General features: G+C 62.4%; 16 protein-coding genes. 10 read left to right on the top strand and 6 right to left on the bottom strand.

Annotated features, from left to right (window positions below):
- The first annotated feature begins 16 nt into the window (after positions 1–16).
- The 3 genes from pimC (at position 17) to LPJ38_RS00540 (ending at position 3,408) form a co-directional block, all read left to right on the top strand.
- Positions 17–1,207 carry a pimeloyl-CoA dehydrogenase large subunit gene (pimC, locus tag LPJ38_RS00550; RefSeq protein ID WP_145630819.1) on the top strand — a complete coding sequence of 397 codons (1,191 nt, stop codon included), beginning with the start codon at positions 17–19 and terminating at the stop codon, positions 1,205–1,207.
- Positions 1,208–1,341: 134 nt separating this feature from the next.
- Complete coding sequence (pimD, locus tag LPJ38_RS00545; RefSeq protein WP_145630820.1) at positions 1,342–2,484, top strand: pimeloyl-CoA dehydrogenase small subunit; 1,143 nt, start codon at positions 1,342–1,344, stop codon at positions 2,482–2,484.
- Positions 2,485–2,634: 150 nt separating this feature from the next.
- Entirely contained in the window at positions 2,635–3,408 is a 774-nt protein-coding gene (locus tag LPJ38_RS00540) for an SDR family NAD(P)-dependent oxidoreductase (protein ID WP_145630821.1), read from the top strand.
- On the opposite strand, the gene LPJ38_RS00535 is transcribed toward LPJ38_RS00540, so the two are convergent.
- Entirely contained in the window at positions 3,392–4,261 is an 870-nt protein-coding gene (locus LPJ38_RS00535; RefSeq protein WP_145630822.1) for a hypothetical protein, read from the bottom strand. The two genes, LPJ38_RS00540 and LPJ38_RS00535, sit on opposite strands and share 17 nt — an antisense overlap.
- Positions 4,262–4,290: 29 nt before the next feature.
- Positions 4,291–5,649, bottom strand: a complete 1,359-nt coding sequence (locus LPJ38_RS00530) for an MBOAT family O-acyltransferase (protein ID WP_158644751.1) — start codon at positions 5,647–5,649, stop codon at positions 4,291–4,293.
- Between the two features lie 274 nt (positions 5,650–5,923).
- Here LPJ38_RS00530 and LPJ38_RS00525 point away from each other — a divergent pair, with 274 nt between their 5' ends.
- The 6 genes from LPJ38_RS00525 to LPJ38_RS00500 all read left to right on the top strand — a co-directional run bounded on the left by LPJ38_RS00525 (position 5,924) and on the right by LPJ38_RS00500 (position 10,554).
- Positions 5,924–6,115, top strand: coding sequence for an endonuclease domain-containing protein (locus tag LPJ38_RS00525; RefSeq protein WP_231088556.1), 192 nt, complete (start codon positions 5,924–5,926; stop codon positions 6,113–6,115).
- 425 nt (positions 6,116–6,540) lie between these two features.
- The gene (gene glpK / locus LPJ38_RS00520; protein WP_145630824.1) at positions 6,541–8,046 is read left to right on the top strand and encodes a glycerol kinase GlpK; all 1,506 of its coding nucleotides are present in this window, start codon (positions 6,541–6,543) and stop codon (positions 8,044–8,046) included.
- A 211-nt stretch (positions 8,047–8,257) separates the two neighbouring features.
- The gene (locus LPJ38_RS00515) at positions 8,258–8,854 is read left to right on the top strand and encodes a GNAT family N-acetyltransferase (RefSeq protein ID WP_145630826.1); all 597 of its coding nucleotides are present in this window, start codon (positions 8,258–8,260) and stop codon (positions 8,852–8,854) included.
- A 154-nt stretch (positions 8,855–9,008) separates the two neighbouring features.
- Positions 9,009–9,200, top strand: coding sequence for a hypothetical protein (locus LPJ38_RS00510; protein ID WP_145630827.1), 192 nt, complete (start codon positions 9,009–9,011; stop codon positions 9,198–9,200).
- 140 nt (positions 9,201–9,340) lie between these two features.
- Positions 9,341–10,084, top strand: a complete 744-nt coding sequence (locus LPJ38_RS00505; RefSeq protein ID WP_145630828.1) for an RNA-dependent RNA polymerase family protein — start codon at positions 9,341–9,343, stop codon at positions 10,082–10,084.
- Positions 10,081–10,554, top strand: a complete 474-nt coding sequence (locus tag LPJ38_RS00500) for a reverse transcriptase domain-containing protein (RefSeq protein WP_158644752.1) — start codon at positions 10,081–10,083, stop codon at positions 10,552–10,554. Before LPJ38_RS00505 ends, LPJ38_RS00500 begins: the two co-directional genes overlap by 4 nt.
- Positions 10,555–11,097: 543 nt before the next feature.
- Here the strand turns inward: LPJ38_RS00500 and LPJ38_RS38215 are convergent.
- Together LPJ38_RS38215 and LPJ38_RS00495 are read right to left on the bottom strand one after the other, a co-directional pair.
- Positions 11,098–11,973 (bottom strand): DUF3800 domain-containing protein, encoded by an 876-nt coding sequence (locus tag LPJ38_RS38215; RefSeq protein WP_404438576.1) that lies wholly within the window; start codon positions 11,971–11,973, stop codon positions 11,098–11,100.
- 128 nt (positions 11,974–12,101) lie between these two features.
- The gene (locus LPJ38_RS00495) at positions 12,102–12,524 is read right to left on the bottom strand and encodes a DUF6636 domain-containing protein (protein WP_231088555.1); all 423 of its coding nucleotides are present in this window, start codon (positions 12,522–12,524) and stop codon (positions 12,102–12,104) included.
- A gap of 106 nt (positions 12,525–12,630) precedes the next feature.
- On the opposite strand from LPJ38_RS00495, the gene LPJ38_RS00490 reads away from it, so the two are divergent.
- Positions 12,631–13,260: a glutathione S-transferase family protein gene (locus LPJ38_RS00490; protein WP_145630831.1), complete on the top strand. Its 630-nt coding sequence runs from the start codon at positions 12,631–12,633 to the stop codon at positions 13,258–13,260.
- A gap of 397 nt (positions 13,261–13,657) precedes the next feature.
- Here LPJ38_RS00490 and metH read toward each other — a convergent pair whose 3' ends face one another.
- Both metH and metF read right to left on the bottom strand, forming a co-directional pair.
- Positions 13,658–17,503, bottom strand: a complete 3,846-nt coding sequence (gene metH, locus LPJ38_RS00485; RefSeq protein WP_145630832.1) for a methionine synthase — start codon at positions 17,501–17,503, stop codon at positions 13,658–13,660.
- Between the two features lie 5 nt (positions 17,504–17,508).
- On the bottom strand, positions 17,509–18,420 hold the full coding sequence (gene metF / locus LPJ38_RS00480; RefSeq protein WP_167520386.1) for a methylenetetrahydrofolate reductase [NAD(P)H]: 912 nt from the start codon (positions 18,418–18,420) through the stop codon (positions 17,509–17,511).
- Between the last annotated feature and the right edge of the window lie 58 nt (positions 18,421–18,478).

The following is an 18,478-nucleotide window of genomic DNA, read 5'->3' as shown; positions in this document are numbered from 1 at the left end:
CTCACAGGAGGATCCGATGGATCTCGCATTCACGAAGGAAGAGCAGGCGTTTCGCGAGGAAGTGCGGCAGTTCTTCCGCGACAACGTGCCGCCGGATACGCGGCGCAAGATGGTCGAGGGCCGCCACCTCTCGAAGGACGAGATGGTGAATTGGTGGCGCATCCTCAACAAGAAGGGCTGGGGCGTCAGCCACTGGCCGAAGGAGTATGGCGGCACCGGCTGGACGCCCGTGCAGCACTACATCTTCAACGAGGAGCTCCAGGCTCATCCGGCGCCGCAGCCGCTTGCCTTCGGCGTCAGCATGGTCGGCCCCGTCATCTACACCTTCGGCAACGAGGAGCAGAAGAAGAAGTATCTGCCGCGCATCGCCAATGTCGACGATTGGTGGTGCCAGGGCTTCTCCGAGCCCGGTTCGGGATCTGACCTCGCCTCGCTCAAGACCAAGGCCGAGCGCAAGGGCGACAAGTGGATCATCAACGGCCAGAAGACCTGGACCACGCTGGCCCAGCACGCCGACATGATCTTCTGTCTCTGCCGCACCGACAACAATGCCAAGAAGCAGATGGGCATCTCCTTCATCGTGTTCTCGATGAAGTCGAAGGGCGTCACCGTGCGCCCGATCCAGACCATCGACGGCGGCGTCGAGGTCAACGAAGTCTTCTTCGATGACGTCGAGGTGCCCTATGAGAACCTGATCGGCGAGGAGAACAAGGGCTGGGACTACGCCAAGTTCCTGCTCGGCAATGAGCGTACCGGAATCGCCCGGGTCGGCGTCTCCAAGGAGCGCATCCGCCGCATCAAGGATCTCGCCTCCAAGGTGGAATCCGGCGGCAAGCCGATCATCCAGGATCCGGCCTTCCGCGAGAAGCTGGCGGCCTGCGAGATCGAGCTGAAGGCGCTCGAGCTGACGCAGCTCCGCGTCGTCGCCGACGAAGGCAAGCACGGCAAAGGCAAGCCGAACCCGGCCTCCTCCGTGCTGAAGATCAAGGGCTCCGAGATCCAGCAGACCACCACCGAGCTGCTGATGGAAGTGATCGGCCCGTTCGCCGCGCCCTACGACGTGCACGGCGACGACGGCTCCAACGAAGCCATGGACTGGACCGCTCAGATCGCGCCGAGCTACTTCAACAACCGCAAGGTCTCCATCTACGGCGGCTCCAACGAGATCCAGCGCAACATCATCGCCAAGGCGGTGCTGGGGCTCTAGGCGTCATTCCGGGGCGCGCCTCAGCGCGAACCCGGAATCCATAACCACGATCGGGAGTATGGATCCCGGGCTCGCGCGATGCGCGCCCCGGGATGACGAAGCCAAATAATTCCGGGTACGAGGAACCAAAAAACATGGATTTTGATCTGAACGAGGAGCAGCGGCTTCTCAAGGAAAGCATCGACGGCCTGCTGACCGATTCCTACGATTTCGAGCAGCGCAAGAAATACATGAAGGAGAAGGGCGGCTGGAGCAAAACCGTCTGGCTCAAGCTCGCTGAGCAGGGCCTGCTCGGCTTGCCGTTCAGCGAAGCCGATGGCGGCTTCGGCGGCGGCGGCGTCGAGACCATGATCGTGATGGAAGCGCTCGGCAAGGCGCTGGTGCTCGAGCCTTATCTTGCAACGGTCGTGATCGGCGGCGGCTTCCTGCGCCATGCCGGCACCGACGCGCAGAAGGCGGCGCACGTGCCAGGGATCATCGACGGCAGCAAGACGCTGGCGTTCGCCCAGCTCGAGAAGAACGCGCGCTATGATCTGTTCGACGTCTCGACGACAGCGAAGAAGAAGGGCGATGGCTGGGTCATCGACGGCGAGAAATTCGTCGTGCTCAACGGCGAGAACGCCGACACGCTTGTCGTCACCGCGCGTACCAAGGGCGACCGCCGTGACAAGACCGGCATCGGCGTGTTCCTGGTCCCCGCCGACGCCAAGGGCGTTGCGAAGAAGAGCTATCCAACCCAGGATGGCCTGCACGCCGCCGACATCACCTTCACCGGCGTCGAGATCGGTCCGGACGCCGTGCTCGGCAATCCCGAGGATTCGCTCGCACTGATCGAGCGCGTCGTCGACGAAGCCCGCATCGCGCTCTGCGCCGAGGCGGTCGGCCTGATGGACGAATCGCTGAAGACCACCGTCGAGTACATCAAGACGCGAAAGCAGTTCGGCGTCGCGATCGGCTCGTTCCAGTCCCTGCAGCACCGCGCCTCCGACATGTTCGTCGCCGCCGAGCAGGCGCGCTCGATGTCGATGTTCGCGACCATGGCTGGTGATTTCGAGGACGCGAAGGAGCGCAGCAATGCCATCGCCGCGGCCAAGGTACAGATCGGCAAGTCGCTGAAATTCGTGGGCCAGCAGTCGATCCAGCTCCACGGCGGCATCGGCATGACCATGGAGGCGAAGATCGGCCACTACTTCAAGCGCCTGACCATGATCGAGAACACCTTTGGCGACACCGACTACCATCAGCGCCGCGTCGCTGATGCGGGCGGGTTGATCTGACGCTGCCGCGCAAGGCGGGAGCCACACAAAGGTCGTCATGCCCGGGCTTGACCCGGGCATCCACGTCTTGGCAGTCCGAAGGCGTGGATGGCCGGGTCAAGCCCGGCCATGACGGCGGAGTGAATGAGCGCAATCAGCAGAGCAACAACAATGAAAAACACTCCGTTCGATCTCACCGGCAAGGTCGCCGTCGTCACCGGCTCCAGCCGCGGCATCGGCCGCTCCTCCGCCGAGTTGCTCGCCAGGCTCCGGGCCAAGGTCGTGGTCTCCTCGCGCAAGGCGGATGCATGCAAGGAGGTCGCCGACGGCATCAATGCGACCGGCGGCGATGCCATCGTCATTCCCTGCAACATCGCGCGCAAGAACGAGGTCGAGGCGCTGATCGCGGGCGCGACGAAGCATTACGGCAAGATCGACATCCTCGTCTGCAACGCCGCAGTGAACCCGTATTACGGACCGCTGCTCGACATCACGGACGAAGCCTTCGACAAGATCATGGGCTCCAACGTCAAGAGCAACATCTGGCTCTCGGCGCTCGCCATTCCGCAAATGGCCGAGCGCGGCAACGGCTCGGTGATCATCATCTCGTCGATCGGGGGCCTGCGCGGCTCCACGGTGATCGGCGCCTACGGCATCTCGAAGGCTGCCGATTTCGCGCTGTGTCGCTCGCTCGCGGGCGAATGGGGCCCGAAGGGCGTCCGTGTCAACTGCATCGCGCCGGGCCTCGTCAAGACCGATTTCGCCCGCGCGCTGTGGGAAGACGAAGCCAACCTGAAGCGCCGCACCGCCACCACGCCGCTGCGCCGCATCGGCGAGCCCGACGAGATCGCCGGCGCCGTGGCCTATCTCGCCTCTGACGCCTCGAGCTTCATGACCGGCCAGACCATCGTCATCGACGGCGGCGTGACTACCGCGGCGGTGTAGTAGCGGCACGCGCGGTTAGCGCGCCTTCGATCGCGCGCACGACGATCAGGGCGGACCGTTCGTCGAGATGCACGCCGTCGGCCCAGCGCAGCTCGCTGCGCGGCGGCTCGACCGGAAGCCAAAGCCCGCGATCTGGAAAGGCGTTGTCGACGATCTCGCGGGTCGTCCTGACAAGGCGCGAGCCCTCGATCTCCGGCGCGAAGGGCACATGAATGAGGAGGACGCGCGCGCCGCGCCGCTGCAGCTCCTCGACGAGCTGCTGGATGCGAATCGCATTGGCGCGAACCGGCACAGTCGGATCACCCTCGTTCATCTGCGCCACGGCACGGTCGAGATAGACCCTGTTGTCGAACGGATCAGGCGGCTGGCCGAGCAGGCGATCGCGTTCGGCACGCGCCTGGGCCGGATCCGGCGGCGCGTGATTCCACGTCTCATAGGCTGCAACCGCCGTGCGCAGCGGGCGCAGCAACGAGGCCTGCACGCCCGCGCCATGCGAGAATCTCTCGATCAGCGCGCTGTCGGGCTCGCGCGACAGCACGTTGGTCTCGATGAGAATGGTTTTCGGCAGGCGCGCCTGCCGGGCGACGATCTCGAGCCCGGTCACCGGCGAGCCGCCGGCCAGCGCCAGATTGCGGACGCTGGGCAGCGAGAAATATTCCTCCTTGAGGCGCCACGTCACCGAGCTGCCGACCAGCACGATGTCAGGCGTGGGCTCGCGCACATAGCGGTTGAGGGTGACGAGGCTGCCGTCGCGGGTGGTGACGGCCGGCTGCTGCAGGGCCGAGCCGAAGCGCGCGGTGGCGAAGCCGCAGACGAGCAGCACCACCGCCGCGACAGCGGCGCATTTGACCATCCACGAAAGCGTCGAATCCTGCCGCATGATCAGAACTGGAAGTAGATGAAGGCGCTGTCGGGCCCGGCCTCGAGATAGGCAAGCGCTGCCAGCGTACCATAGAGATACGGCTCCCATCGCCGCAACCGGCCTTCCATAAGCGCGCCGATGCCGGCATGCTGGATGATCACCGGCAGCGCGTAGAGTAGCGCGAGGTTATAGAACAGCTTCGGCGGATTGGGCGCATCCGTCGCGACGAACATGCCCTCGAGGTAGTCGAGCGCATGATCGAAGTTCGGCAGCTTGAAGAAGATCCACAGCATCGTCACGCAGAAGAACACGGCGCCCATCCGGATCGCCCGCACCGCAGGATTTGCATCGCCGAGAAGCCTCAGGAACGGCCGCTCGATCACGAGCAGCAGCCCGTGCGCCATGCCCCACAGCGCGTAGCTCAGGCTCGCGCCGTGCCAGAGCCCGCCGAGTGTCATCACGATCATCAGGTTGAGATAGGTTCGCATCCGCCCGTGCCGGTTGCCGCCGAGCGGGATGTACAGATAGGTCCTGAGCCAGGTGGACAAGGAGATATGCCAGCGCGTCCAGAACTCCGAGAACGATGCCGAGATGTAGGGCAGGTTGAAGTTCACGGGCAGGCGATAGCCGAACAACAGGCCGAGGCCGAGCGCGATCGCCGAATAGCCGAAGAAGTCGGCATAGATCTGGTAGCTGTAGAGGAACACGAGCAGCCAGCGGTCCTGCGTGCGCAGCGTCTCGTAGAGCGGGAAGTCCATATAGGACGTCATCTCGTTGAGGTTGTTCGCCACATACAGCTTGAAGAAATAGCCGACCAGAATCCATTTCGCGGCCTCAGCGAAGGCGACGTCGTTGATCCGCTTCGGAACGATTTGCGGCATGAACTGGGCCGCGCGCGTGATCGGGCCGGACACCAGCTGCGGAAAGAAGATGATGTACAGGAACACCTCGCGCAGGCCGACGCTGCGCTTCTCGCGCGTCAAGTCAACCAGCAGGCTGATGTTGTGGAACACGAAGAACGAGATGCCGATCGGCAGCGGCAGCCGCAGCAGGAAATCGATCGGCGCGACGCCGGTCAGATGGCTTGCTGCGGCATCGACGAACAGGAATTTGTATTTGAAGAACGCCAGCAGACCGAGGTTGAAGACGATGCCGGCCGGCATCCACACGCTTCGGTTTTCGAACGCGAGCACCAGGCAGACATGGGTTCCGAGCACCGCGACCAGCAGCAGCGGCAGCAGCTCGGGCTGACCGAAGCCGTAAAAGAACACGCTCGCAGCCACCAGCAGCTGCACCTGGAAGCCGCGCAACGGCGGCAAATAATAGGCGCCGAACACCACCGCGACGAAGATGCCGAACTGAAAAGAGGTGAAAGTCATGTCGCCCCGTTTACCCGGCCCGGCGTGTAGCATTTTTGCGGAAACGGTCCTAGTCTCGCGCGATGGAGGTGCAGCACGACGACGGCGACGGTCCGACTATGAATGACCAGAGGTTGCATTGCAGGCACGTCTCTCTTATTCTCCCCTGGAGGGGGAGGGTCGCTCGTGCGAAGCACGAGCGGGGTGGGGTGAAGCCACACTGATGGTCTCGAAATCAATCCGACAAGCCGCGGCAAAGAAGCTCAGGGCGAACACCACTCCACACGAGCGGATCTTGCGTGCGCTCAATGAGCTCCCGATCGAGGGCTCGCACTTCCGCCGGCAGGCGCCGATCGGCCCCTACATCGTTGACTTCCTCTGCCCGGCCAAGCGCCTCGTCATCGAGCTCGACGGCGGGCACCACAATGAAGACGACACGGCCGCACAGGACCTCGAACGCCAACGCTGGCTGGAACGCGAAGGTTAGTTATCCGGTTCTGGAATTCGGAGATCACGGCCGACCTGACCGCCGTGCTCGAACGGATCTATGTCGAGCTATACGGCTCGCGCGAGGCGAAAGCCGTGCCTATGAAGCACCGTCGAAGCTACGCTGCGGGCCACTTCCCTTACCCTCCCCTGGAGGGGGAGGGTCGTTGCGCATGCAATGCGCAGCGGGGTGGGGTGACGGACTATCCGCGAATGCGGTTTGTCTGATGTGCGGCAAAAGTGCTTCGACTAGGAACGAGAGACCTCCTTTGCGGCCCCACCCCGCCCCGCTCGCGCTTCGCGCGATCGACCCTCCCCCTCCAGGGGAGGGTAAGAGGACGGCCACCTTGACCTCATGGCGGCAATCCCGTTTCTTTGGCGCGACACAATGATGCCCTCCAGGGGGAAACACCAGGGTAAGCCGCCATGTCTTTCGTCCTCGCCATTGACCAGGGCACCACCTCTTCGCGCGCGATCGTGTTTCGCGGCGATATTTCCATTGCGGCGAAGGCGCAAGCCGAGTTTCCGCAGCATTTTCCGGCGTCGGGGTGGGTGGAGCACGAGCCCGAGGACATCTGGACCTCGACCGTGATGGTGTGCCGCGAGGCGATCGAGCATGCCGGCATCACGGCAAAGGACATCGCCGCGATCGGCATCACCAACCAGCGCGAGACCACCGTGGTGTGGGACCGCGCCACCGGCCAGGCCGTGCACCGCGCCATCGTCTGGCAGGACCGCCGCACCGCCGACATCTGCGCCAAACTGAAAGCCGACGGTCGCGAGCCCGTGATCTCGCAGAAGACCGGACTGATCATCGATCCCTATTTCTCCGGCACCAAGGTTGCCTGGATTCTCGACCACGTCCCCGGCGCGCGGGCGCGCGCCGCGCGCGGCGAGTTGATGTTCGGCACCATCGATTGCTATCTGCTCTGGCGACTCACCGGCGGCAAGGTGCACGCCACCGACGCCACCAATGCCTCGCGCACGCTGCTGTTCAACATCCACACCGGAGAGTGGGACGACGAGCTCTTGGAGATCATCGGCGTGCCGCGCTCGATGCTGCCCGAGGTGAAGGACTCCTCCGCCCGCTTCGGCGAGAGCACGCCGGATTTGTTCGGCGGCCCCATCGCCATATCGGGCATTGCCGGCGACCAGCAGGCTGCCACCATCGGCCAGGCCTGCTTCCGGCCCGGCATGATGAAGTCGACCTATGGCACCGGCTGCTTCGCGCTGCTCAACACCGGTACCACGCCTGTGGTCTCCAAGAACAAGCTCCTCACCACCGTCGCCTATCAGCTCGATGGCAAGCGCACCTATGCGCTGGAAGGCTCGATCTTCGTCGCAGGCTCCGCGGTGCAATGGCTGCGCGACGGGCTCGGCATCATCAAGCACGCCGCCGAGACCGGCCCGCTCGCCGATCAGTCCGATTCCATGCAGAGCGTCTATCTCGTCCCCGCCTTTGTCGGCATGGGCGCCCCCTACTGGAATCCGCGCGTGCGCGGCGCGCTGTTCGGCCTCACCCGCAACACCGGCCCCGCCGAGCTCGCCCACGCCGCGCTGGAAAGCGTCTGCTACCAGACCTTCGATCTCTGGGCCGCGATGCGTGCGGATTGGCCGAGCTCGGAAACCGCCAGCGTCGTGCTCCGCGTCGACGGCGGCATGACCGCCTCCGACTGGACCATGCAGCGCCTCGCCGATTTGCTGGATGCGCCGGTCGACCGCCCCGTGATCCAGGAGACCACCGCGCTCGGTGCCGCCTATCTCGCCGGCCTCAACGCCGGCGTCTATCCCGAGCCGACCAAGTTCGCCGACAACTGGCGCCTCGAGCACCGTTTCAAGCCAAATATGAGCCAGGCCACACGCGAGAAGAAGCTCGCAGGCTGGGCAAGGGCAGTGAGGGGCGTGCTGGCGAGTGATGAAGGGGAGGGGTAGGCGTAGGTACAGCGTCGCAGCTCGATGCCGCGAGGCGCGCCAACTGTGTCCACGTCGTCATTGCGAGGAGCCCTTGCGACGAAGCAATCCAGACTGCTTCCGCGGAAAGATCCTGGATTGCTTCGCTGCGCTCGCAATGACGGAGTGCCGCGCTGCTGTCGCTCCTCAAACGGCGCCGCCCGCTCGCCCATAACGGAAAGAAGCAACTCGCATGATCCTCCCTGACGGCTATTCCGACGTGCCCGCCGGCAAGATCGCAGCCGTCGTCACCCATCTCGAGATGACCGCACCTCCCGCGCCCCGCGCCGATCCCCCTGGCGCATGGAGACTGCGCAAGGTCGACGCGCCCGCGCTCGATTGGTATCGCGATCTCTTCCGCCGCGTCGGCGAAGACTGGCTGTGGTTCTCGCGCGCCCGCATGACCGACGCCGAGCTCGCGGCGATCATCCACGCAGCCGGAATCGAAGTCTACACTCTCGTCCTTGACGGCCGCGACGAAGGCCTGCTCGAGCTCGACTTCCGCGAGCCCGGCCAGTGCGAGCTGGTCTATTTCGGCGTCACCGCTGGTCTCATCGGCACCGGCGCCGCCCGCTTCCTGATGAACCGCGCGCTGGAGATCGCATGGTCACGCGATCTCCGCCGCGTCTGGGTGCACACCTGCACCTTCGACCATCCCTCCGCCGTCGCATTCTACCAGCGCTCCGGCTTCCGGCCCTTCCGCCGCCAGATCGAAGTCGAGGACGACCCGCGCCTCGACGGCACCGCGCCGCGCGATGTGGCGCGGCACGTGCCGATCATCCAGTTGTAACTGGCCGCGTTCGCTGGGTGGGAGTAGCGCCTAAAGAGCGCCTTCGAGCAATTGCTGAGCCGGCGGAGAGAATCGCCGTGCCGATGCCACTTGTGTCAAGAGATAAAACTTTCTGCCAACTATCTAGTAGGGGTTGTTTCGCTCGGGCGCCCACTTGAAAGCCGAGAAGATTGACCTAAATTGCGGAAGCATTCCTCAACTTGGGGTGTTATCCGGCTACGAAGATCCGTTCGGGGGAGCCGGAGTGACGGTTGAAACTGTCAAGGCTGAAGTTTGCAATGATATTGATCGCCATCAGAATGGTGAACTCCGTATCGGCGCAGGCGCAGTCGCGCCGGGTGCGTAGCATCTGGACGACAGTATAGACTACAAAGTCGATTGTTTGCGGGTAAGAGTCTTCGAGTGGACTCGCTGCTAACGGTGCAGGGTGAGGTCATAACCGGACCGCAACTGGTTACCTCACCCTCTCTCGCTCTGGGAGGCACGATGGATACTTGGAAGATTGCTTCCGAGAATTTGAAGCGCTACCCCCATTTCGACGCTCAGCTCTCTATCGCGGCTGCCACTAAGCTAGCTACCGATCCTAAGGCTGTTGCGTCGCACACATTTTATCCCTTCCTATTGTACTCGGACCGTTGGACGCGTTTCGCCCCGCTAGGCAAACAAGGCGATGTGAAGCTGCGGCCTATCCGGTATTCTGCTCGGGGCGATGCGTACATTTTCTCCTATTATCGTCACGTCCTCTCAAGAGCTTATGAGGCTGCTCTAGCCAGTAACGCATTATCGGATTCGATTCTGGCGTATCGACGAATAATGGACGAGGACGGTAAAGGGAAATGCAACATTCACTTTGCTCGAGATGCGTTTGATACGATTAGTAAGCTCGGAAACTGCTGCGTGGTTGCGCTTGATATCAGTGGCTTCTTCGAATCGTTGGATCATGATCGATTAAAGGCAGCGTGGTGTGAGCTATTGGGTGTGAAGAAGCTGCCGGAGGACCATTTCAGAGTCTTTCGCGCAATTACAAGATATACCGTTGTCGAAAAACAAGCTGTCTATGAGCGCCTTGGATATTTTGGTCCTAAACCCTCCTCAAAATCTGGGAAACCCTCCAGCGGATATCTAGTTTCTTATAAGGACATGCCCAAGCAATTGTGCAGCGGACTCGAGTTTAGACAGAAAATCGCTGGGGGGGGGACGGCTCGAAGAGTATTGTCGATGTCAATTTGAAAAATTACGGAATCCCACAAGGCTCTCCCATCTCCGATTTGCTGGCAAATATCTATCTCCTGAAATTTGACTGCGCAGTTCGCGAGCGCATTGCGAAGCTAGGAGGTGTCTATTTTCGATATTCAGACGATATCCTCTTGATCTGTCCCGGAGGAGAGGATGTTGGGAAGTCGTTAGCGTACGATATGCGAGTCATGATCAAGAAGTTTGGCGAGAAGCTTGTCATCAAAGAAAAGAAATCTTCCGTGTTTGTATTCAGTTCAAAGGGCAGCACTCAAGTTTGCACTTTGGTCCAAGGTGAGCAGGACAAGAACGGATTAGAATATCTAGGCTTCCGGTTTGACGGAAGGAAAGTTTTCATCCGAGACAGCACGTTATCCAATCTCTATCGGAAGGTCACGCGCAATGCTCGGTCTGCCGCAGTCTCTCTTGTGAAAAGATATCCTGGCAAGGACGCTTCCTTTTTATGAGGACATTTGGACTGCGAGAAGCTGATTGAAAGATTTGGTCGTGTGCAAGACTTCGCAGAGGTGGCAGACGATTACCGGAAATGGACGTTCTGGACTTACGCACGTCGTGCAGTAAAAATCTTTGGTGCGAAAGGTTTGACGATCTCACGACAATTGCGCGACTTTCGCTCAAAGGTGAAGGGTCGAGCAGAGAGGGAGCTTGAAAGAGCTCTTGAGAGGGCAGGCATTGTTTGAGTGCGCTCTTTCGAGCCAGCAGACCTTAGAATGGTACCTGCTTTCCCCGTCGGTAAAAACTCCTGCGGCGTCGCATTGGAGCATGTCGATCCAGATTGCTTCGGCCAGCAAGTGAATCCCTCGCGCTGCCACGCCCCTATAAGCCAGCACCGGCGGCGGGGGGCATCACGACGTCACCGCGCACCCTGATCGCAACACGCGCCGCCCGCCTCTAAATGAATCGTGCGCAGGAGATCGCAGGATCACGCGGGTCTGGGCGTGCGAAGCGGTATGCGGGAAAGCACCCAGAAAAATGCTTTGCTCCATTGGCTACGATTGTAGCTTATACCCGACCGAGAGTAGACCGCGCCGCTGATCTGTCGATACTGGTCCGCGAAATCCATCTGGTAGCAACTTGAATCCATAGTCCCTTGGGGACGTGCTCACCCGAGCGAATTTCTTATTGAGGAGTTCGAGGTAGACCGGATTCACATTTCCGAACCACGATTCATCAAGAGCCCGATAAATAGCGCTCGCCGCGCAATCGGCGATCTGGAGGCCGATTTCGTCTTTATGTTTGCGGCTGTCAATGTCAAAGACGTTCAAGACTGACCAATCGATTGTTCCCTTGTTATTAAAGTATCCTCGATCGCGCCGCTCGGTCTTAAGCTTTATGAGATACGCTCCGGTTTGCGAATACGAAAGATCTTTTCGGCGTGAAAAGATAATCTGCATCGAGCGGGTCTCTCCGTAGGCACGGTAGGTCCACCGTCTGCATTCAGCGCTTGCTCGCTCAAGAAGATAACGAAATAGGCTGTTGTAGAACCAATTGTATCTGCGAGGCCGAAGTCGGCCACGAGAGAATTCCATGCTCCTCGCCTCACATCGCAGGTTTCTGTAGCCGCGCATGTTTCGTTTGTTTGACACTATCGCTATCAGTTCCAGTCTAAGGCCGGCGATCGCGCGGGTCACAATGAGCTTCTGCTCCTCGCTTAGATCACGAAAGTGGATTTGTTCGGAGGCGGGCAGTCCGATCTCCGATTTTATCCTGCCAAAAGCTTGTACCAGTTCTGGATATTTGCTGGTCCGAACTAGGACACCGCACAAAACGAAGTACTCAGATGCACCATCGACGTCGATAGGCCTTATTCGCTCAAGACCTTCGTCTCCTGCCTCATCGACGAACAGATAAAACCCGCAATTCATGGAGCGTGTGCGCAATTGTATTCAGAGAAATTGCATGAATGGCCACACTATAGCTGTTCTCAACTAGTGCGAGCAATAGATGTTGCTTCGCGAAAGAGGGACGTTTTAGTGTAGTGTTCTGCAGCTTCTCAAAACACCTCCTGCCTCCCCCGCGCCAGCGAAAAACCCCGCTGCATCGCGTTGAAGCACGTCAGCCCGCTCTGCTCCGACCGGCACGTGAATCCCCCGCGCTGCCACACCTCGCCATAAGCAAGCACCGAAAGCGAGGCGTCCATCACGGTGTCGCCGGCGCAGATGCGGCCGGCAGCGCCCTTCGCGCTCATCTCGAAGGCGTGGCCATAGTCGAGCTCACAATCGGCTGGCCGGCGCGGGCGGACCTCCAGGTTTATGATGTCGCAGCGGAGCACGCCCTGTCCGTCATTGCTGAAGAACTGGCAGGCGATGTTCTTCGAGGGCGTGAGAAAGCCGATTGGGCGGTCCTGGGCGTGGACCGCGGTGGCCGCGACGAAGGGCGCGAGAAGACAAAATTGCAGATATCGCATGCGTACCATGAACTCCGGTCGGTCATGCCCGGACTTGATCCGGGCATCCATCGCTTTCTAATCTGAGGAAAGATGGATTGCCGGGTCAAGCCCGGCAATGACAAGAGGTGCGCAGATGTTCCTGATCGGCCAATACGATTCCCCCTTCGTCCGCCGCGTCGCGATTGCGTTGCGGCTTTATGGGCTGGCCTTCGAGCACAGACCGTGGTCGACCTTCGGGGACGCCGACAAGATCGCGCCCTATAATCCCCTGCGCCGCGTGCCAACGCTGGTGCTCGATGACGGCGAGGCGCTGATCGAGAGCACGATCATCCTGGACTATCTCGACGACTTCGTCGGCCCCGACAAGGCGATGCTGCCGCGCGGCGGCACCGAGCGGCGCAAGCATTTGCGCATCTGCGCGCTCGCCTCCGGCCTCGGCGACAAGGCGGTGAGCCTGCTCTATGAGCGCGTGCTGCGGACGGAGCAGCTTTCGCTGTGGGTCGAGCGCTGCCAGGCGCAGATCGCGGACGTGCTCGCCGTGCTCGAGGCCGAGCGTGCCAAGGTGACGACGCCGTACTGGCTGGGCGAGCGCATCGGCCATGCGGACGTCGCAGTCGCCTGCGTCGTCCGCTTCACCCGCGAGGCCCACCCGCACCTGTTCGACGCCTCGCGCTATCCGGCACTGAGCGCGCATGCCGAGCGCTGCGAGGCCCTGGCGCCATTCAGGGAGATCGCACAGCCGCTGGCACCGCCGAAGGGGTGATCTTTACCCTCCCCTGGAGGGGGAGGGTCGATCGCGCGCAGCGCGAGCGGGGCGGGGTGACAGACCATCCCGGATCTCGCTGCTTCGATTCGCGCCGTCTCGAGGCTCTCAGCGATCTCGTTCTTGGCTTCACCCCACCTCGGTCCGCATTCCGCTACGCTGCATGCGAACCGATCCTCCCCCTCCAGGGGAGGATGGGCATCGTGTGTGTGTGGGAGAGTGACAGAACCCATCGACCGCCTTTGCGTCACCGCGCGCACCAGCCGATGATGCAATAATACCCCTGTTTTGCCCGACGTCGCAAACCGTTTTCGGTAAGACAGAAATTATTCAAACTTTTCAACCCCATCGCTACTGTGCATGGGGTTGTTTTTTCACTTCGGTTTTGGAGGCGCGCTTACCCCGCCCCAGCGCGCTTCCTTTGCCAGACCAGATGCACCGCGCAGGTACAGCCCGGCGGGTGCGAGGCGAGGTCCTCAGGCGTCTCGTCGTTGGCCGGCCTTGCCGCGAAAGCCTTGTCCTCCCGCGACGGGATGTAATTGAGCACCGGCGCGAGCCAGCGCTCCGTCTCCGCTACGGTCATGCCTTTGCGCGCGGCGTAGTCCTCGACCTGGTCGCGCTCGATCTTGCCGACGCCGAAATAATAGCTCTCAGGGTTTGCGAAATAGAGCCCCGACACCGACGAGCCCGGCCACATCGCAAAGCTCTCGGTCAGCTTCACGCCGGCGGTTGCTTCGGCGTCGAGCAGCTCGAACAGCGTCGCCTTCTCGGTGTGATCGGGCTGGGCGGGATAGCCGGGCGCGGGACGGATGCCCTGGTACTTTTCCAGGATCAGCTCCTCGCTCGTGAGCGCCTCGTCCGGTGCATAGGCCCAGAACTCGCGGCGCACGCGGGCATGCATGCGCTCGGCAAAGGCCTCGGCGAGGCGGTCGGCCAGCGCCTTGCACAGGATCGAGGAATAATCGTCGTTGGCCATCTTGAAGCGATCGGCGACCGCATCCTCGCCGATCCCGGCGGTGACGACGAAGCCGCCGATATAGTCGGGCACGCCTGCCGGCGCGATGAAGTCGGCGAGCGCCGCGTTGAAGCGGCCTTCGCGCTTCTCCAGCTGCTGGCGCAGCGTGTGCAGCGTCGCGATCGGCTTGGTACGGCTCTCGTCGGCATAGAGCACGATGTCGTCGCCTTGCGCATTGGCCGGCCAGAAGCCGATCGTCGCGCGCGCCCGGAACCATTTTTCCTTCACGATGGTGTCGAGCATCTTGCGCGCGTCGTCATAGAGCGAGCGCGCGACCTCGCCGACCTTGGCGTCGTCGAGGATGGCGGGGAAGCGGCCCGCGAGCTCCCAGGTCTGGAAGAACGGCGTCCAGTCGATGTAGGGCACCAATTCAGCAAGATCGTATTCGTCGAAGCTGCGGGTGCCGAGGAAAGTCGGCTTCATCGGCTTGCTCTTCGCGAAATCGATGGGAACGCGGTTGGCGCGGGCATCGGCGAGCTTCAGGCGCTTCTTGTCGGCCTGCGCGCGCAGATGCGCCTCCGAGATTTTTGCGTATTCGGCACGGACGTCGGCGGCATAGGCCTCGCGCTTCTCCGGCGACAGCAGTGCGGAGGCAACGCCGACGGCGCGGCTGGCGTCGTTGACGTGCACGACAGGACCGGCGCGATAGCTCGGGTCGATCTTGACGGCGGTGTGCACGCGACTGGTGGTGGCGCCGCCGATCAATAGCGGCAGCTTCAGGCCTTCGCGCTGCAACTCGCCGGCGAAGAACGCCATCTCGTCGAGCGAGGGCGTGATCAGGCCCGACAGCCCGACGATGTCGGCCTTCTCCGCCTTCACGGTCTCGACGATCTTCGCCGCGGGCACCATCACGCCGAGGTCGATGACCTCGAAATTGTTGCACTGGAGCACGATGCCGACGATGTTCTTGCCGATGTCGTGGACGTCGCCCTTCACCGTCGCCAGCACGATCTTGCCGGCGGACGATGAGCCCTCGGTGCCGATGCCGTTGGCGAGATTGCGTGCCTTCTCCTCCTCCATGAAGGGCATCAGCCAGGCCACCGCCTGCTTCATCACGCGCGCCGACTTCACCACTTGCGGCAGGAACATCTTGCCGTCGCCGAAGAGGTCGCCGACCACGTTCATGCCGGCCATCAGCGGGCCCTCGATCACGTCGAGCGGACGCGACGAGCTCTTGCGGGCTTCCTCGGTGTCCTGCTCGATGAATTCGGTGATCCCATGCACCAGCGAATGCGACAGCCGCTTTTCCACCGGCCATTCGCGCCAGGCGAGATCGGCTTCCTTGCTTTCGGTCTTCTTGCCGCGGAATTTCTCCGCCAACGCCAAGAGGCGTTCGCTCGCGCCCGCATCGCGGTTGAGGACGACGTCCTCGCAGGTCTGGCGCAGCTCGGCGTCGATGTCGTCATAGACGATCATCTGCCCGGCATTGACGATGCCCATGTCCATGCCGGCCTTGATGGCGTGATACAGGAACACCGAGTGCATGGCTTCGCGCACCGGCTCGTTGCCGCGGAACGAGAACGACAGGTTGGAGACGCCGCCCGAGATGTGTGCGCCGGGCAGGTTCTGGCGGATCCAGCGCGTCGCCTCGATGAAGTCGACGCCGTAATTGTTGTGCTCCTCGATGCCGGTCGCGATCGCAAAAATGTTGGGATCGAAGATGATGTCCTCGGGCGGGAAGCCGACCTTGTTCACCAGGATGTCGTAGGCGCGCTTGCAGATCTCGGTCTTGCGCGCGAACGTGTCGGCCTGGCCGATCTCGTCGAAGGCCATGACGACGACGGCCGCGCCATGGCGGCGGGCGATCTTGGCTTCGTGAATGAACTTCTCCTCGCCCTCCTTCATCGAGATCGAGTTGACGACCGGCTTGCCCTGCACGCATTTCAGGCCGGCTTCGATCACGGAGAATTTCGACGAGTCGACCATCACGGGCACGCGGGCGATGTCCGGCTCGGCGGCCACGAGGTTGAGGAAGGTCACCATCGCCGCTTCGGAATCGAGCAGGCCTTCGTCCATGTTGACGTCGATGATTTGCGCACCGTTCTCGACCTGGTCGCGCGCGACCTGCAGCGCGGCCGTGTAATCGCCGGCGGTGATTAGCTTGCGGAATTTCGCAGAGCCCGTCACGTTGGTGCGCTCGCCGACATTGACGAAGGGAATGGCGTCCGTCAGCACGAAGGGCTCAAGGCCGGAGAGCCGCAGGCGCGGCTGGATCTCCGGCACGATGCGCGGCTTGTGCGGGGCGACGGCGGCCGCAATCGCCGCGATGTGGTCCGGCGTGGTGCCGCAGCAGCCGCCGACGATGTTGACGAGGCCGTCGCGCGCAAATTCGCCGATCAGGCGGGCCATGTAGTCCGGGCTCTCGTCATACTGGCCGAACTCGTTGGGCAGGCCGGCGTTCGGATAGGCGCAGACGAGCGTGTCGGCGACGCGGCCGATATCGGCGATATGCGCCCGCAGATCCTCGGCGCCGAGTGCGCAATTGAAACCAATAGTGACGGGCTTGGCGTGCCTCACCGAGTTCCAGAACGCCTCCGGCATCTGGCCCGAGAGCAGGCGGCCGGATTTGTCGGTGATGGTGCCCGAGACCATCACCGGAACGTCGATGCCGCGCGCTTCGGTGATCTCGGCGATCGCATAGAGCGCCGCCTTGGCGTTCAGCGTATCGAAGATGGTCTCGACCAGCAGCAGATCGACGCCGCCGTCGAGCATGCCGTTGATCTGCTCGCCGTAGGATTTGCGCAAGTCGTCGAAGGTGACGGCGCGGTAGCCGGGATTGGAGACGTCGGGCGAGATCGAGGCGGTGCGGTTGGTCGGGCCGATGGCACCCGCAACGAAGCGCGGCTTGCCGTCTTCGGCCTCGACGCGCCGTGCCGCGTTGCCGGCGAGGCGGGCGCCTTCGCGCGCCATCTCGTAGACGATGTCGGTGAGATCGTAATCGGCTTGCGCGATCGACGTGGTGGAGAAGGTGTTGGTCGCGACGATGTCGGCGCCGGCGCGCAAGTACGCGGCGTGGATGTCCTCGATCGCCTGCGGCTGGGTCAGGATCAACAGGTCGTTGTTGCCGCGCAGGTCGCGATGGAAGTTCTTGAAGCGCTCGCCGCGGAAGGCGGCCTCGTCGAGCTGGAGGTTCTGGATCATCGTGCCCATGGCGCCGTCGAGCACGAGGATGCGCTCGCGCGCGGCATTGAGCAGGGCAGTTCGCTTGGGTGAGGTGGGCACGGTCATATGTCTCAAGCCGCCTTCTGCGCGCTCTTGGCGCGAATGCCGAGCAAATGGCTGATCGCGAACACGAGATCGGCGCGGTTCATGGTGTAGAAATGGAAGGTGTCGACGCCGCGTTTGGCCAGCTTCTGAACCTGGCCGGCGGCAACCGTCGCGGCCACCAGCTTGCGGGTCTCGGCATCGTCGTCGAGGCCGTCGAATTTCGCGGCGAACCAGTCCGGTACGGTGGTGCCGGCGCGGGTGACGAAGGCTCTCGCCTGCTTGAAATTGTGCATGGGCATGATTCCCGGCACGATCGGAATGTCGATGCCGCGGGCGCGGACGCGGTCGAGATAGCGGAAGTAGAGATCGTTATCGAAGAACACCTGCGTGATCGCGCGCGTCGCACCCGCATCGACCTTGGCCTGAAGCGTGTCGATGTCGGCATCGAAGTCGCGCGCTTCCGGATGTTTCTCCGGATAGGCGGACACGCTCACCTCGATGTCGCCGTGCCGCTTCTTGATTCCCGCGACGAGTTCGGCCGAGCTCTGGTAGCCGTCGGGATGGCTGCTATAGGGCGTGCCGATTCCGCCGGCGGGATCGCCGCGCAGGCCGACGATGTGGCGCACGCCGACCTCATGATAGCGGTCGACGATCTCGTCGATCTCGCCGCGCGAGGCGCCGACGCAGGTCAGATGCGCGGCCGGCAGCAACGCAGTCTCCCTCAGGATGCGGGCGATGGTCGAATGCGTGCGTTCGCGGGTCGAGCCTCCGGCGCCGTAGGTCACCGAGACGAATTTGGGGTCGAGCGGGGCCAGCCGGTTGATGGTGTCCCACAGATTCCGCTCCATCTCTTCCGTCTTGGGCGGAAAGAACTCGAAGGAGATCGCAGGCCGCCTCAGGTGCCCCTCTGCTGTCGCAGGCGTCGTCACGTCAGTCATGGCACCACTCACTCCAATGTCAGGCAGCGGTCGGTCTACCTTGGAGAGGCTAAGATAC

It is taken from the genome of Bradyrhizobium daqingense, from assembly GCF_021044685.1.
GTDB classification, from domain to species: domain Bacteria; phylum Pseudomonadota; class Alphaproteobacteria; order Rhizobiales; family Xanthobacteraceae; genus Bradyrhizobium; species Bradyrhizobium daqingense.
This window is presented reverse-complemented; position numbering and strand designations above follow the sequence as displayed.

Coding starts and splice junctions, on each gene's coding strand:
- LPJ38_RS00515 (WP_145630826.1), top strand. CDS start 8,258: ATGATCCTCCCTGACGGCTATTCCGACGTGCCCGCCGGCAAGATCGCA.
- LPJ38_RS00530 (WP_158644751.1), bottom strand. CDS start 5,649: ATGACTTTCACCTCTTTTCAGTTCGGCATCTTCGTCGCGGTGGTGTTC.
- LPJ38_RS38215 (WP_404438576.1), bottom strand. CDS start 11,973: ATGAATTGCGGGTTTTATCTGTTCGTCGATGAGGCAGGAGACGAAGGT.
- pimC (WP_145630819.1), top strand. CDS start 17: ATGGATCTCGCATTCACGAAGGAAGAGCAGGCGTTTCGCGAGGAAGTG.
- metH (WP_145630832.1), bottom strand. CDS start 17,503: ATGACCGTGCCCACCTCACCCAAGCGAACTGCCCTGCTCAATGCCGCG.
- LPJ38_RS00540 (WP_145630821.1), top strand. CDS start 2,635: ATGAAAAACACTCCGTTCGATCTCACCGGCAAGGTCGCCGTCGTCACC.
- LPJ38_RS00505 (WP_145630828.1), top strand. CDS start 9,341: ATGGATACTTGGAAGATTGCTTCCGAGAATTTGAAGCGCTACCCCCAT.
- glpK (WP_145630824.1), top strand. CDS start 6,541: ATGTCTTTCGTCCTCGCCATTGACCAGGGCACCACCTCTTCGCGCGCG.
- LPJ38_RS00535 (WP_145630822.1), bottom strand. CDS start 4,261: ATGGTCAAATGCGCCGCTGTCGCGGCGGTGGTGCTGCTCGTCTGCGGC.
- LPJ38_RS00490 (WP_145630831.1), top strand. CDS start 12,631: ATGTTCCTGATCGGCCAATACGATTCCCCCTTCGTCCGCCGCGTCGCG.
- pimD (WP_145630820.1), top strand. CDS start 1,342: ATGGATTTTGATCTGAACGAGGAGCAGCGGCTTCTCAAGGAAAGCATC.
- metF (WP_167520386.1), bottom strand. CDS start 18,420: ATGACTGACGTGACGACGCCTGCGACAGCAGAGGGGCACCTGAGGCGG.
- LPJ38_RS00495 (WP_231088555.1), bottom strand. CDS start 12,524: ATGGTACGCATGCGATATCTGCAATTTTGTCTTCTCGCGCCCTTCGTC.